10 protein-coding genes are annotated in these 13,233 nt (G+C 55.7%); 2 read left to right on the forward strand and 8 right to left on the reverse strand.

Annotated elements, in window-relative coordinates:
• The 7 genes from AWX27_RS16530 to AWX27_RS16560 all read right to left on the reverse strand — a co-directional run.
• Positions 1 to 431: ATP-binding cassette domain-containing protein (locus AWX27_RS16530; RefSeq protein WP_156428565.1), on the reverse strand; the 431-nt coding region annotated here is incomplete at its 3' end.
• Complete coding sequence (locus AWX27_RS16535) at positions 428 to 1,444, reverse strand: ABC transporter ATP-binding protein (RefSeq protein ID WP_033634782.1); 1,017 nt, start codon at positions 1,442 to 1,444, stop codon at positions 428 to 430. The genes AWX27_RS16535 and AWX27_RS16530, both read right to left, overlap by 4 nt.
• 11 nt (positions 1,445 to 1,455) lie before the next feature.
• Positions 1,456 to 2,364, reverse strand: coding sequence for an oligopeptide ABC transporter permease OppC (gene oppC, locus AWX27_RS16540; RefSeq protein ID WP_049199092.1), 909 nt, complete (start codon positions 2,362 to 2,364; stop codon positions 1,456 to 1,458).
• 14 nt (positions 2,365 to 2,378) lie between these two features.
• Complete coding sequence (oppB, locus tag AWX27_RS16545) at positions 2,379 to 3,299, reverse strand: oligopeptide ABC transporter permease OppB (RefSeq protein ID WP_004932150.1); 921 nt, start codon at positions 3,297 to 3,299, stop codon at positions 2,379 to 2,381.
• Positions 3,300 to 3,382: 83 nt separating this feature from the next.
• Positions 3,383 to 5,020 (reverse strand): oligopeptide ABC transporter substrate-binding protein OppA, encoded by a 1,638-nt coding sequence (gene oppA, locus AWX27_RS16550; RefSeq protein ID WP_049199093.1) that lies wholly within the window; start codon positions 5,018 to 5,020, stop codon positions 3,383 to 3,385.
• A 148-nt stretch (positions 5,021 to 5,168) separates the two neighbouring features.
• On the reverse strand, positions 5,169 to 6,806 hold the full coding sequence (locus AWX27_RS16555; protein WP_060423807.1) for an ABC transporter substrate-binding protein: 1,638 nt from the start codon (positions 6,804 to 6,806) through the stop codon (positions 5,169 to 5,171).
• Between the two features lie 696 nt (positions 6,807 to 7,502).
• On the reverse strand, positions 7,503 to 8,147 hold the full coding sequence (locus AWX27_RS16560; RefSeq protein ID WP_015378089.1) for a YchE family NAAT transporter: 645 nt from the start codon (positions 8,145 to 8,147) through the stop codon (positions 7,503 to 7,505).
• A gap of 531 nt (positions 8,148 to 8,678) precedes the next feature.
• Between AWX27_RS16560 and adhE the strand changes: the two genes are divergently transcribed.
• Positions 8,679 to 11,351, forward strand: coding sequence for a bifunctional acetaldehyde-CoA/alcohol dehydrogenase (adhE, locus tag AWX27_RS16565; protein ID WP_033634787.1), 2,673 nt, complete (start codon positions 8,679 to 8,681; stop codon positions 11,349 to 11,351).
• 120 nt (positions 11,352 to 11,471) lie between these two features.
• On the opposite strand, the gene AWX27_RS16570 is transcribed toward adhE, so the two are convergent.
• Positions 11,472 to 12,056, reverse strand: coding sequence for a thymidine kinase (locus AWX27_RS16570; protein WP_060423810.1), 585 nt, complete (start codon positions 12,054 to 12,056; stop codon positions 11,472 to 11,474).
• A 703-nt stretch (positions 12,057 to 12,759) separates the two neighbouring features.
• Here AWX27_RS16570 and hns point away from each other — a divergent pair.
• Positions 12,760 to 13,167: a histone-like nucleoid-structuring protein H-NS gene (gene hns / locus AWX27_RS16575; RefSeq protein WP_004932170.1), complete on the forward strand. Its 408-nt coding sequence runs from the start codon at positions 12,760 to 12,762 to the stop codon at positions 13,165 to 13,167.
• Positions 13,168 to 13,233 lie beyond the last annotated feature (66 nt).

Below are 13,233 nucleotides of genomic sequence, written 5' to 3' on the forward strand. Positions count from 1 at the left end.
TTGACCTTGTCCTTCACTTCCTGACGCGGCATTTTCGGGTAGTAGGTGCGCAGCGGCTCGGCGATGATCTCGCCGATGGTCATGCGCGGGTTGAGCGAAGCCAGCGGATCCTGGAAGATCATCTGGATATCGCTGCGGGTTTTGCGCCAGTCGGCGTCGCTCATGCCCAGCAGATCTTTCCCCAGCCAGGCGACGCGCCCGCTGGTGGCTTTCACCAGGCCGATGATGGCGCGCGCGAAGGTGGATTTGCCGCAGCCGGATTCGCCGACCACGCCCAGGGTTTCCCCCTCGAACAGCCGCAGCGTGACGCCATCGACCGCTTTCAGGGTTTTCGGCGGCTGCCAGAACCACTGTTTATCGTCATGAATGTCGAAGTGCACTTTCAGATCGGCCACTTCGAGCAGCACTTTCTTGTCGGTTACCGCTGTCATACCAACGCCTCCACCGGTTTAAAGCAGGCGCGCAGGCGCCCTTCCCCAAATTGCTCCAACGGCGGAGCGCTCGCGCACTGCTCCATGGCGTACGGACAGCGCGGCTGGAACGGGCAGCCTTTCGGCAACCGCAGCAGGTTCGGCGGGTTGCCGGGAATGGTCAGCAACGCTTCGCCTTCGGCATCGAGACGCGGCACCGCGTTCAACAGACCGATAGAGTACGGGTGGCTCGGCTGGTAGAACACCTCGCGCGCACTGCCGTATTCCATGGTGCGGCCGGCGTACATTACCAGCACCTTGTTGCAGATGCCGGCCACCACGCCCAGGTCGTGGGTGATCATGATGATGGCGGTGTTGAACTCGCGCTTCAGCTCGTTGAGCAGCGTCATGATCTGCGCCTGAACGGTCACGTCCAGCGCGGTGGTCGGTTCGTCGGCAATCAGCAGCTTTGGCCGACACAGCAGCGCCATGGCGATCATCACGCGCTGGCGCATGCCGCCGGAAAACTCATGCGGATACATGCGCATGCGCTTGCGCGCTTCCGGCATTTTCACCGCGTCGAGCATGCGTACCGACTCTTCAAAGGCTTCGCTTTTGCTCATTTTCTTATGCAGCATCAGCACTTCCATCAGCTGTTCGCCAACGCGCATATAAGGGTTGAGCGAGGTCATCGGGTCCTGGAAGATCATCGAGATCTCTTCGGCCCGCAGCTTGTTGAGCTGATTTTCCGGCAGGTTGAGGATTTCACGGCCGTTGAATTTGGCCGAGCCGCCGATGCGGCCATTGCTGGCCAGCAGGCCCATCAGAGCGAACGCTGTCTGCGATTTACCGGAGCCGGACTCACCGACGATGCCCAGCGTTTCCCCGGCGCGCAGGTCGAAGTTCAGATCGTTCACCGCCGTCACGTCGCCGTCCGGGGTGGAGAACGTGACGCGCAGGTCTTTCACGTCCAGCAGCGGCGACGTTTTGACCCCGGCGCCGGTTTGCAGTTGAGGATGTTCAATGGTGCTCATGATTGCACTCCTTAACGATCTTTCGGGTCGAGGGCGTCACGCAGGCCATCGCCGATAAAGTTGAAACAGAACAGAGTGACAACCAGGAAACCCGCCGGGAACAGCAGCAACCACGGTGAAACTTCCATTGAGTTGGCGCCGTCGCTGAGCAATGCGCCCCAGCTGCTGAGCGGCTCCTGCGTGCCCAGCCCCAGGAAACTGAGGAAGGATTCGAACAGGATCATGCTCGGCACCAGCAGCGACGCATACACCACCACCACGCCGAGCACGTTCGGCACGATATGGCGCAGCACGATATTGCGCGTGGAGACGCCGCACACCAGCGCCGCTTCGATGAATTCCTTACGCTTCAGGCCGAGGGTTTGGCCGCGCACGATACGCGCCATATCCAGCCACGACACCATGCCGATCGCCACGAAGATGAGCAGGATGTTCTGGCCGAAGAAGGTCACCAGCAGGATCACGAAGAACATGAACGGGAAGGAGTTGAGGATCTCCAGCAGGCGCATCATCACCGAGTCGACCTTGCCGCCCAGATAGCCGGACATTGCGCCGTACAGGGTGCCCACCACCACCGCCACCAGCGCCGCCGCCACGCCGACCATCAGCGAGATGCGCCCGCCGATCGCCACGCGCACCAGCAGATCGCGCCCGGAGGAGTCAGTGCCGAAATAGTGCCCCGATTCCACGCTTGGGGCGGCGGACATCATCGCCCAGTCGGTATCGTCGTAGGCAAACTGCGACAGCATCGGCGCCAGCGCCACAAACAGCGTGATCAGCACCAGAATAAACAGGCTGCTGACCGCCGCGCGGTTGTGCATAAAGCGCCGACGCGCGTCTTGCCACAGGCTGCGCCCTTCCACTTCCAGCTTCTCGCTGAAGTTTTCCAGAGCTTCGCTGTTCTTTTTAGTCAACATCATTCGCGTGCTCCAGATTAATAACGGATTTTCGGATCGATGACCGCATACAGCACATCGACGATCGCGTTGAACAGAATGGTCAGGGCGCCCACCAGAATGGTCAGGCTCAGCACCAGGGAGTAGTCGCGGTTCAGCGCGCCGTTAACGAACAGCTGGCCGATCCCCGGCAGACCGTAGATGGTTTCGATCACCATCGATCCGGTGATGATACCGACGAACGCCGGCCCCATGTAGGACAGCACCGGCAGCAGCGCCGGCTTCAGCGCGTGGCGGAAAATGATGCGACGCATCGGCAAGCCTTTGGCGCGCGCGGTACGGATGAAGTTGGAGTGCAGCACTTCAATCATCGAGCCACGCGTGATACGGGCGATGCTGGCGATATAGGCCAGCGACAGCGCCACCATCGGCAGGATGATGAATTTAGGCGCGCCGCCGTTCCAGCCACCGCCCGGCAGCCATTTCAGCGTGATGGCGAAGATCAGCACCAGCAGCGGCGCCACCACGAAACTGGGTATCACCACCCCGGTCATGGCGAACCCCATCACCGTGTAGTCCCATTTGGTGTTCTGATTCAGCGCGGCAATCACGCCTGCGCTCACCCCCAGCACCACCGCCAGCAGAAACGCGGCCAGGCCGAGTTTGGCGGACACCGGGAAAGAGCTGGCGACCAGATCGTTCACCGAATAGTCCTTGTATTTAAAGGACGGGCCGAAGTCTCCCTGCGCAAGCTGCGCCAGATAATGACCGTACTGTTTCCAGATCGGGTCGTTCAAATGATATTTGGCTTCGATGTTCGCCATAACTTCCGGCGGCAATGCGCGTTCCCCGGTAAATGGACTGCCGGGTGCCAGGCGCATCATGAAGAATGAGATGGTGATAAGGATAAATAGTGTCGGGATCGCTTCCAACAAGCGACGAAGTATAAATTTAAGCATTGCCCTAACCCTGTGCGACAGCCTGATGACGGCTTATTATTCTCAACATGGGCCGGCGGCCTGCGCCGCCGGCTCTTACCGTATCAATGCTTGATGATGTACAGGTTTTTGTCGTACACGTTATCAAGCGGGTCTTTGCCGGTGTAACCACCGACGTAAGGTTTCACCAAACGGGCGTTCACATAGTAATACAGCGGAACGATGGCGGAATCTTTGTCCAGCTGAACTTCCGCTTTCTGATACAGCTCGGCGCGCTCGTCTTTGGTCTTCGCGGTCAACACGTTGGCCATCAGCTTGTCGAACTCGGCGCTCTTGTAGTGCGGGGTGTTACTGCTGCTGTCGGACAGCATCATGTTCAGGAACGAGCTCGGCTCGTTGTAGTCGGCACACCAGCCGGCGCGCGCCACGTCATAGGTGCCCTGATGACGGGTATCCAGGAAGGTTTTCCACTCCTGGTTCACCAGCTTCACGTCCACGCCCAGGTTTTTCTTCCAGATGGAGGCCGCGGCGATCGCCAGCTTCTTGTGCAGATCGGAGGTGTTGTACAACAGGGAGAAGGTCAGCGGTTTGCCCGGGCCGTAGCCGGCGTCGGCCAGCAGTTTCTTCGCCACTTCGTTGCGTTTTTCCTGCGTCCAGCCGAACCACTCCGGTGCGGTCAGCTTGGCACCGTCGGTGTATGGCGGCGTAAAGCTGTAGGCCGGCAGGTCGCCCTGGTTTTTCACCTTGTTGACGATGATGTCGCGGTCCATGCCCAGCTTCAGCGCTTCACGCACGCGCGCATCGGTGAACGGCGCCTTCTGGTTGTTGATTTCGTAGTAATAGGTGCACAGGTAAGGATCGACATGCACCTCTTTCGGGATCTCTTTCTTCAGCTTCTGGAACAGTTCGATCGGCATGTTGTTGTAGGTCATGTCGATTTCACCGGTGCGGTAGCGGTTAACGTCGGTCACTTCCGACGAAATAGGCAGGAACGTCACTTTATTGATGATGGTTTTGGCGTTATCCCAATATTCCGGGTTGCGTTCCAGTACGATGCGTTCGTTGACAATCCAGTCTTTCAGTTTGTAAGCGCCGTTGCTGACGTAGTTGGCCGGCAGCGTCCACTTCTCGCCAAACTTCTCTACCGCGTCTTTGTAAACCGGCTTCATGGCGTAGTGCGGGGTCATTTCAACCAGATAAGGCACCGGCTCGCTCAGGGTCACCTGGAAGGTGTGGTCGTCGATGGCCTTCACGCCCAGCGTCGACTTGTCTTTTTTACCGGCGATGATGTCATCGACGTTTTCCACATGGGCGTACTGCAGGTAGCTGGCGTAAGGCGACGCGGTTTTCGGATCCACCACGCGCTGCCAGCTGTAGACGAAATCTTGCGCCGTCACCGGCTTGCCGTTGGACCATTTTGCGTCTTTACGCAGGTGGAAGGTCCAGACTTTGAAATCCTTGTTATCCCAGCTTTCCGCGACGCCTGGCACGATGGAACCGTCCGGGCTGTTGTTCGCCAGGCCTTCCATCAGGTCGCGCGTGACGTTGTTTTCCGGCACGCCCTCGATCTTGTGCGGATCCAGCGACTGCACTTCGGAACCGTTGTTTTTGACGATTTCTTGCTTGTCGGCCAGCTGCACGCCCGCCGGGACGTCAGCGGCGAAAGCGCTGGTGGTTGCTGTGATACCCAGCGCGGCGATGACGCCAGCGGCAATGAGCGTTTTCTTCGTGATGTTGGTCATACTTATCGACTCCAGTTTTTTATTATCACAGGCTCTTCGTGGAACCCGCGTTGCCCGTAAGCGGACTTTGTTTTCCCGCCGCCGCGGAACGAATGCGGCGGCCGGCCTTCCCTATATTCCCCTGCCCCTCGGCGTGAGGAATACCCCTTTACTGATTGATAATGTAAAGATTTTTAACGTCGGTATAGTCCAGCGGATCTTTGCCGGTGAACCCACCCACCGTCGGCTTGATCAAACGCGCGCTGACGCGGTAATAAACCGGGACCAACGCGGAGTCTTTGTCCAGCTGCGCTTCCGCCTGCTGATAGAGCGCGGCGCGCGCGGCCTCATCCGGCGCCTTCAGCGTGGCGGCCATGATGGCGTCGAACGCCGGGCTCTTGTAGAACACGGTATTGATGCTGCTGTTGGACAGAACCAGGTTCAGGAACGCGCTGGGTTCGTTGTAATCCCCGCACCAGGTGGCACGCGCCACGTCGTATTGCCCCTGATGGCGGCTCTCCAGCGAAGTTTTCCATTCCTGGTTGCGCAGCGTGACCTCGGCGCCCAGGTTCTTCTTCCACATCGACGCGGCAGCGATCGCCTGTTGTTTGTTTTGATCGGAGGTGTTGTACAGCAGCGAGAACTTCAGCGGCTTGGCGTCGCTGTAGCCCGCTTCCGCCAGCAGTTTCCTGGCTTCGGCGTTGCGTTGCTCCTGACTCCAGCCGGCCCACGCAGGCTGAGTGAAGCTGGCGCCTTCCGTGAAGGTTGGCGTGAAGCTGTAGGCCGGGATTTGCCCCTGGCCCATGATCTTGTTGGCGATAATGTCGCGATCCAGCGTCATCTTCACCGCCGTACGCACGCGCGGATCGGTGAACGGCGCCCGCTTGTTATTGAGCTCGTAATAGAAGGTGCACAGATAAGGGTTAACGTGCAACTGCTCGGGCATTTCGCGTTTCATCTTGACGTACAGGTACGGCGGAATGGCGCTGTTGGTGATGTCGATCTCGCCGCTGCGGAAGCGGTTGACGTCGCTGACCTCCGAGGTAATCGGCAGGAAGGTCGCCTGATTGATCACCGTTTGCTTGTTGTTCCAGTAGCTCGGGCTGCGCTCCAGCACAATGCGCTCGTTCACCACCCACTCTTTCAGGCGGTAAGCGCCGTTGCCGACATAGTTGGCGGGCAGCGTCCATTTATCGCCGAATTTCTCCACCACCGCCCGTTTCACCGGTTTGAGCGACGTGTGGCTCAGCATGCTGATGAAATACGGCACCGGTTCGCTCAGGGTCACCTGCAGCGTCTGGTCGTCCAGCGCCTTAACGCCGAGGGTCTGCGGGCTCTTCTTCCCGGTCAGGATGTCGTCGATATTCTCGACTTTGGTGTATTGCAGGTAGCTGGCATAGGGCGAAGCGATTTTCGGATCGGCCAGACGCTGCCAGCTGTAGACGAAGTCTTGCGCGGTCACCGGGCTGCCGTCGCTCCACACCGCGCCGGGGCGCAGGTGGAAGGTCCACTGCTGATAATTCTGGTTTTCCCAGCTTGTCGCCGCCGCCGGCACCACATGCCCGTTGGCGTCGGTGCTCACCAGCCCTTCCAGCAGGTTAAGAATGATATTGCTTTCCGGGACGCCCTCGACCTTATGCGGATCCAATGAAGCCACTTCGCTACCGTTGTTGATCACAATATTCTGCTGCTGCGCCAATTGGACGCCGGCCGGAACCTCTGCCGCCAAACTGCTATTTACGGCGCCGGCGCCCAGCGCGCCGCTAATCAACAAGGTCAAAGAAGTACGCTTCAGGGTTTGCTGCATAATCGAGGCTCCTTTTCACCGACAAGCATCGCTTATCGAAGTTTGTGAAGTGTTTATAAGAATTCTAAATAAACGGATACCAGCAAAAATCATTCCCGTTTTTGTGGCGCATTTCAGTTAATTGACCACGGGAAAGTTGCTCGGAAATTAGCAGAAGCCAAATTCCATAGCCAATAAATTTTACGAAAATGTTAAGCAATTCTCTTTTATCGCACGAAGCCCAATCCGGCCACCAAGATGGAAGGCAGGAAAAATCGAGATCATCAGCATGATTTTAAAGACAAAAAAACCACATTCATTTCAATTGAAACCATCAGCACGATCTCACCGCTGCAAAAAGAAACATTCAGTTAACAATCTAACCATTCAAAGAACAAACACCTGCCTATGTGCGGTTAATCACTAATAACACCTGGATGAAAGTGAGACAAGCCCCACAGAATGATGTGACTAATTTAACAACAGCGTGACCGTTTAGCGGGGGCGAAATGGGCAGAAATGGGGGAGGAAAAGTGATTGAAATAACGCTTAGCGTTTTTTTTGAGCAACAACATGAGATTTATGCAACATAAGAGTGCAACCGCATAAATTTTATTCATCCTGTGCACTATAATAATGCGAGCCAATAAATAATTTAAACTTTAAAATTAATTTTAGCCGCGCTAACGCGAAAGGTGCGCGGCTAAACAAGGCGTATTACAACAGGCCGGGGAATATCGCCTTAATGCCGGTAACGATAAACTCGATGCCGAGCGCCATCAGCAGCAGACCCATGATACGGGTGATCACGTTGATGCCGGTCTGCCCCAGCAAACGCACCAACAGCGGCGCGGCGCGGAACAATAGCCAGCAGCAAAAGGCGAACAAGGCGATCGCGACCGTAAAACCGAGCAGGCTTTGCCAGTTGTGATAACGGGAGCTCCACACGATGGTAGAACTGATCGCCCCCGGCCCCGCCATCAGCGGCAGCGCTAACGGCACCACGCCGATGCTTTCGCGGATCGCGCTCTCCGACTTCTCCTGTTTGTTCTGTTTGTCTTCCCCCAGCTTGCCGCTGATCATCGACATGGCGATGGTCACCACCAGAATACCGCCGGCGATGCGGAACGAATCGATAGAGATGCCGAACATCCGCAGGATCCCTTCCCCCAGGAACAGCGAGGTCCACAGAATGATGGCGACCGACAGGTTGGCGGTCAGGTTGGTTTTATTGCGCCCCGCTTCCGCCTGATAACTGGTCATGCTGATGAACACCGGCAAAATGCCCACCGGGTTGACCAGTGCAAACAGACCGACAAAGAACTTGATAAAGCCGGAAAGATCCAACAGAGATTGGCCCACAGATGGCTCCGCGTTAAGTACTATAAAAAGGTGTGCTGCCTATGCGCGCTAATGTAATGGAATTGCCGCGGGTAATCCATCCGGCCAGAGCAGCATTTTTGACTGTCAGCAAGTTATGCTGCGAAACAAATGCCCTTTGTTAAAGTGATGTATGGCCTTTTGATTTTTTATGTTGAAAAAAGAGTCATTGCTCACAGTTATCAAGAATGATTCCCAACACCCGCAAGCTGAAAGGTGTCAGCTTGCAGTTTTCATGATTTAGATCACAAATCAACTACCCAACAGTGGGTAAGCTCTTAGTCGTAGGCAGGGAGTAGAACAAAGTGGGTGGCCACATCGCCGATACCGTTCTCTTCACGGTCTGCCCCTCCGGCTGGCGTAGGGTAAAGCTCTTTAAGCAAATCAGCAGCATGCGAAGAAATAACGCGGGAAAGCCCCGGTATTCTCATCACCGTTTATTCCCGTTAGGACTATACTAGTGGCTCGCACGGCTTATTTACTGAAAGAGTTTAACATTATCAGGAGAGCATTATGGCTGTAACGAATGTCGCTGAACTGAACGAGCTTGTCGCACGTGTCAAAAAAGCCCAGCGCGAATATGCCAACTTCACTCAAGAGCAAGTGGATAAAATCTTCCGCGCTGCCGCCCTCGCCGCTGCTGATGCCCGTATCCCGTTGGCCAAAATGGCCGTGGAAGAATCCGGAATGGGTATCGTCGAAGACAAAGTGATCAAAAACCACTTCGCTTCCGAGTACATCTACAACGCCTATAAAGACGAAAAAACCTGTGGCATCCTGTCTGAAGATGACACCTTCGGTACCATCACCATCGCCGAACCTATCGGCCTGATTTGCGGTATCGTTCCTACCACCAACCCAACTTCTACCGCGATCTTCAAAGCGCTGATCAGCCTGAAAACCCGTAACGGCATCATCTTCTCGCCGCACCCGCGTGCGAAGAATGCCACCAATAAAGCCGCCGATATCGTGCTGCAGGCCGCTATCGCCGCCGGCGCGCCAAAAGACATCATCGGTTGGATCGACCAACCGACCGTCGAGCTGTCCAACCAGCTGATGCACCACCCGGACATCAACCTGATCCTGGCCACCGGTGGCCCGGGCATGGTGAAGGCCGCCTACAGCTCCGGCAAGCCTGCCATCGGCGTCGGTGCCGGTAATACCCCGGTCGTGGTAGACGAAACCGCAGACATCAAGCGCGTGGTCGCCTCTATCCTGATGTCCAAAACCTTCGACAGCGGCGTTATCTGCGCTTCCGAACAGTCGGTCATCGTCGTCGACTCTATTTATGATGCGGTACGCGAACGTTTCGCTTCCCACGGCGGCTATCTGCTACAGGGTAAAGAACTGAAAGCGGTTCAGGACATCATCCTGAAAAACGGCGGTCTGAACGCGGCCATCGTGGGGCAATCCGCACCGAAAATCGCCGAGATGGCAGGCATCAAAGTGCCGGCCAACACCAAAGTGCTGATCGGCGAAGTGAAGCTGGTCGACGAGTCCGAGCCTTTCGCACATGAAAAACTGTCGCCTACCCTGGCGATGTACCGGGCCAAAGATTTCGAAGACGCCGTCGCCAAAGCTGAGAAACTGGTCGCCATGGGCGGTATCGGCCACACCTCCTGCCTGTACACCGACCAGGATAACCAAACGGCTCGCATCGCCTACTTCGGCGATAAAATGAAAACGGCTCGTATTCTGATCAACACCCCAGCTTCTCAGGGCGGTATCGGCGACCTGTATAACTTCAAACTCGCGCCTTCGCTGACGCTGGGTTGCGGCTCCTGGGGTGGTAACTCCATCTCTGAGAACGTCGGACCTAAACACCTGATCAACAAGAAAACTGTAGCGAAGCGAGCAGAAAACATGTTGTGGCATAAACTTCCGAAATCGATCTACTTCCGCCGGGGCTCGCTGCCTATCGCGCTGGAAGAAGTGGCGACCGACGGGGCAAAACGCGCCTTCATCGTGACCGACCGTTTCCTGTTCAACAACGGCTATGCCGACCAGATCACCAAGGTTCTGAAGTCTCACGGCATCGAAACCGAAGTGTTCTTCGAAGTGGAAGCCGATCCGACGCTGAGCATCGTGCGCAAGGGCGCAGAGCAGATGAACTCCTTCAAACCGGACGTCATCATCGCGCTGGGCGGCGGTTCGCCGATGGACGCCGCCAAAATCATGTGGGTGCTGTACGAACATCCTGAAACCCACTTCGAGGATCTGGCGCTGCGCTTCATGGACATCCGCAAGCGTATCTACAAATTCCCGAAAATGGGCGTGAAAGCGAAAATGATCGCCATCACCACCACGTCAGGCACCGGTTCGGAAGTCACGCCGTTTGCCGTCGTAACCGACGACACCACCGGACAGAAATACCCGTTGGCCGACTATGCGCTGACCCCAGACATGGCAATTGTCGATGCCAACCTAGTGATGAACATGCCGAAATCCCTGTGCGCCTTCGGCGGTCTGGATGCGGTCACCCACGCGCTGGAAGCCTACGTTTCGGTGCTGGCGAACGAATACTCCGACGGCCAGGCGTTGCAAGCGCTGAAACTGTTGAAAGAGTATCTGCCGGCCAGCTATAAAGAAGGCGCGAAAAATCCGGTTGCCCGTGAACGCGTGCACAACGCCGCCACCATCGCCGGTATCGCCTTCGCCAACGCCTTCCTCGGGGTCTGTCACTCCATGGCGCACAAGCTGGGTTCGGAGTTCCACATTCCGCACGGCCTGGCCAACGCGATGCTGATTTCCAACGTCATTCGCTACAACGCGAACGACAACCCGACCAAGCAGACGGCCTTCAGCCAGTACGACCGCCCTCAGGCGCGCCGCCGCTACGCTGAAATCGCCGACCACCTCGGCCTGAGCGCACCGGGCGACCGCACTGCGCAGAAGATTGAGAAACTGCTGGCCTGGCTGGACGAGCTGAAAACCGAGTTGGGCATCCCAACCTCCATCCGTGAAGCGGGTGTGCAGGAAGCGGACTTCCTGGCGAAAGTCGACAAGCTGTCGGAAGATGCATTCGACGACCAATGTACCGGCGCCAACCCACGCTATCCGCTGATTGCCGAGCTGAAGCAAATCATGCTGGATACCTTCTACGGCCGCGAATTCAGCGAAGCGGTAGAAGAGGAAGCGGCCGCTCCGGCTGCCGCCAAAGCCGCGGTAAAGAAGCCCAAGAAATAACGGTTCCGTGAACCGATAAAAAAAACCCGCCAAACGGCGGGTTTTTTATTGCGCCTGAGGCGCTGCATTTCGATTCACGCCGCCAAAACGCTTCAGCGGGCTCTGGCGGCATTTTCACCCTTAGTCCAGGGAGTGAATCGCCTCTTTATAATGCTTGCGGCAGACGGAGACATAGCTCTCGTTACCGCCAATCACCACCTGTTCACCGGCATGCATCGCTTTGCCATTCTCGTCCAGTCGCAGCACCATATTGGCTTTGCGCCCGCAGTGACAGATGGTTTTCAATTCCACCAGCTTATCGGCCCAGGCCAGCAAATAGTGGCTGCCGGTAAACAACTCACCGAGAAAATCGGTGCGCAGGCCGTAACACAATACGGGAATGTCCAGTTGGTCCACCACATCGCACAATTGCTCAACCTGCGCTTTGGTCAGGAACTGGCTTTCATCGAGCAGCACACAATGCACCTGCTGCTGCTGATGCTCTTGCTGAATCATGGCGAAGAGCATTGAGTCGTTGTTATAGAGCTGGGCCTGTGAAGATAACCCGATGCGCGAGCTGACTTTGCCTACGCCATAGCGGTGATCGATCTCCGCGGTGAACACCAGCGTGCGCATACCACGCTCTTGATAGTTATATGAAGACTGTAGCAGCGCGGTAGACTTGCCGGCATTCATCGCAGAGTAATAAAAATAAAGTTGAGCCATGGCCCCGCCACTCCGATGGTATAAGAAATATTCAAATGTTGATTAGGACGGTGAGTGTACCATAACCCGCCCCCCGGCTCAGCCCAAAGCGAAAGAATATTGCGTTCGCCGTAATAATGCGCTTTCAAGCGAAACATATCGTTCTGTCGGCATGTTCTTTTTACAGCTATTTACAGGATAATGTATGCCTGTCATCACTATTAATTCTTGCTAATGGTTAGCCCCGGGCATTTGCCCATTAATGCATAGCCGCCCTTTCCCCTCCGCAGGCGCTGTAGCTGCGGCGGAACGCCTGTCTATTTATAGGTGAGGCCAATAACGGGCATTTAATCGCCTTCGCCGACGCCCCGACGTTACCTGACGCAATCTTTACCTATATACCCCTATTGTTTACAATGTCTGCCTTGCCATGGCGTGATTAAGCCCACAGAACCCATTGTAATATTGATATAAATTACGGCGATAACTTATCGATGAAAGCCTTGCGACACGCGCCCTTTAAAGCCTGTCTGCTGAAATTTTGACTTAAGCTCGATGAAGGTAATAGTTAACAGGCCTTCCTATTATTTGTCGGACTGATCCGATTAACGGTTTTTTTAAAGGTAAATTTGAGTATTCAAGTCAATTTGGCTATTGCAGAAAAGAAAAGAGCACTCTATTATTATCGAGACGCCCCCCACCAATATAATTTGAGACTAGGACAATGAGCGAAGCATTAAAGATTTTGAACAACATCCGCACCCTGCGCGCCCAGGCAAGAGAATGCACTCTGGAAACGCTGGAAGAAATGCTCGAGAAACTGGAAGTTGTTGTGAACGAACGTCGCGAAGAAGACAGCCAGGCTCAAGCAGAAATCGAAGAACGCACTCGTAAGCTGCAGCAATACCGCGAAATGCTGATTGCTGACGGTATCGACCCGAATGAGCTGCTGCAAACCATGGCTGCCAACAAGGCTGCCGGTAAAGCAAAACGTGCAGCACGTCCTGCTAAATACCAATATAAAGACGAAAACGGCGAGCTGAAAACCTGGACCGGCCAAGGCCGTACTCCTGCGGTGATTAAGAAAGCTATCGAAGAGCAAGGTAAATCTCTGGACGATTTCCTGCTGTAATAGCGATTCAGTCCGTATCTGAAAGGCTCCCTGCGGGGGGCCTTTTCATTTTAAATCTTATCGTTC

Source organism: Serratia sp. 2880STDY5682894 (genome assembly GCF_001537385.1).
GTDB classification, from domain to species: Bacteria; Pseudomonadota; Gammaproteobacteria; order Enterobacterales; family Enterobacteriaceae; genus Serratia; species Serratia nevei.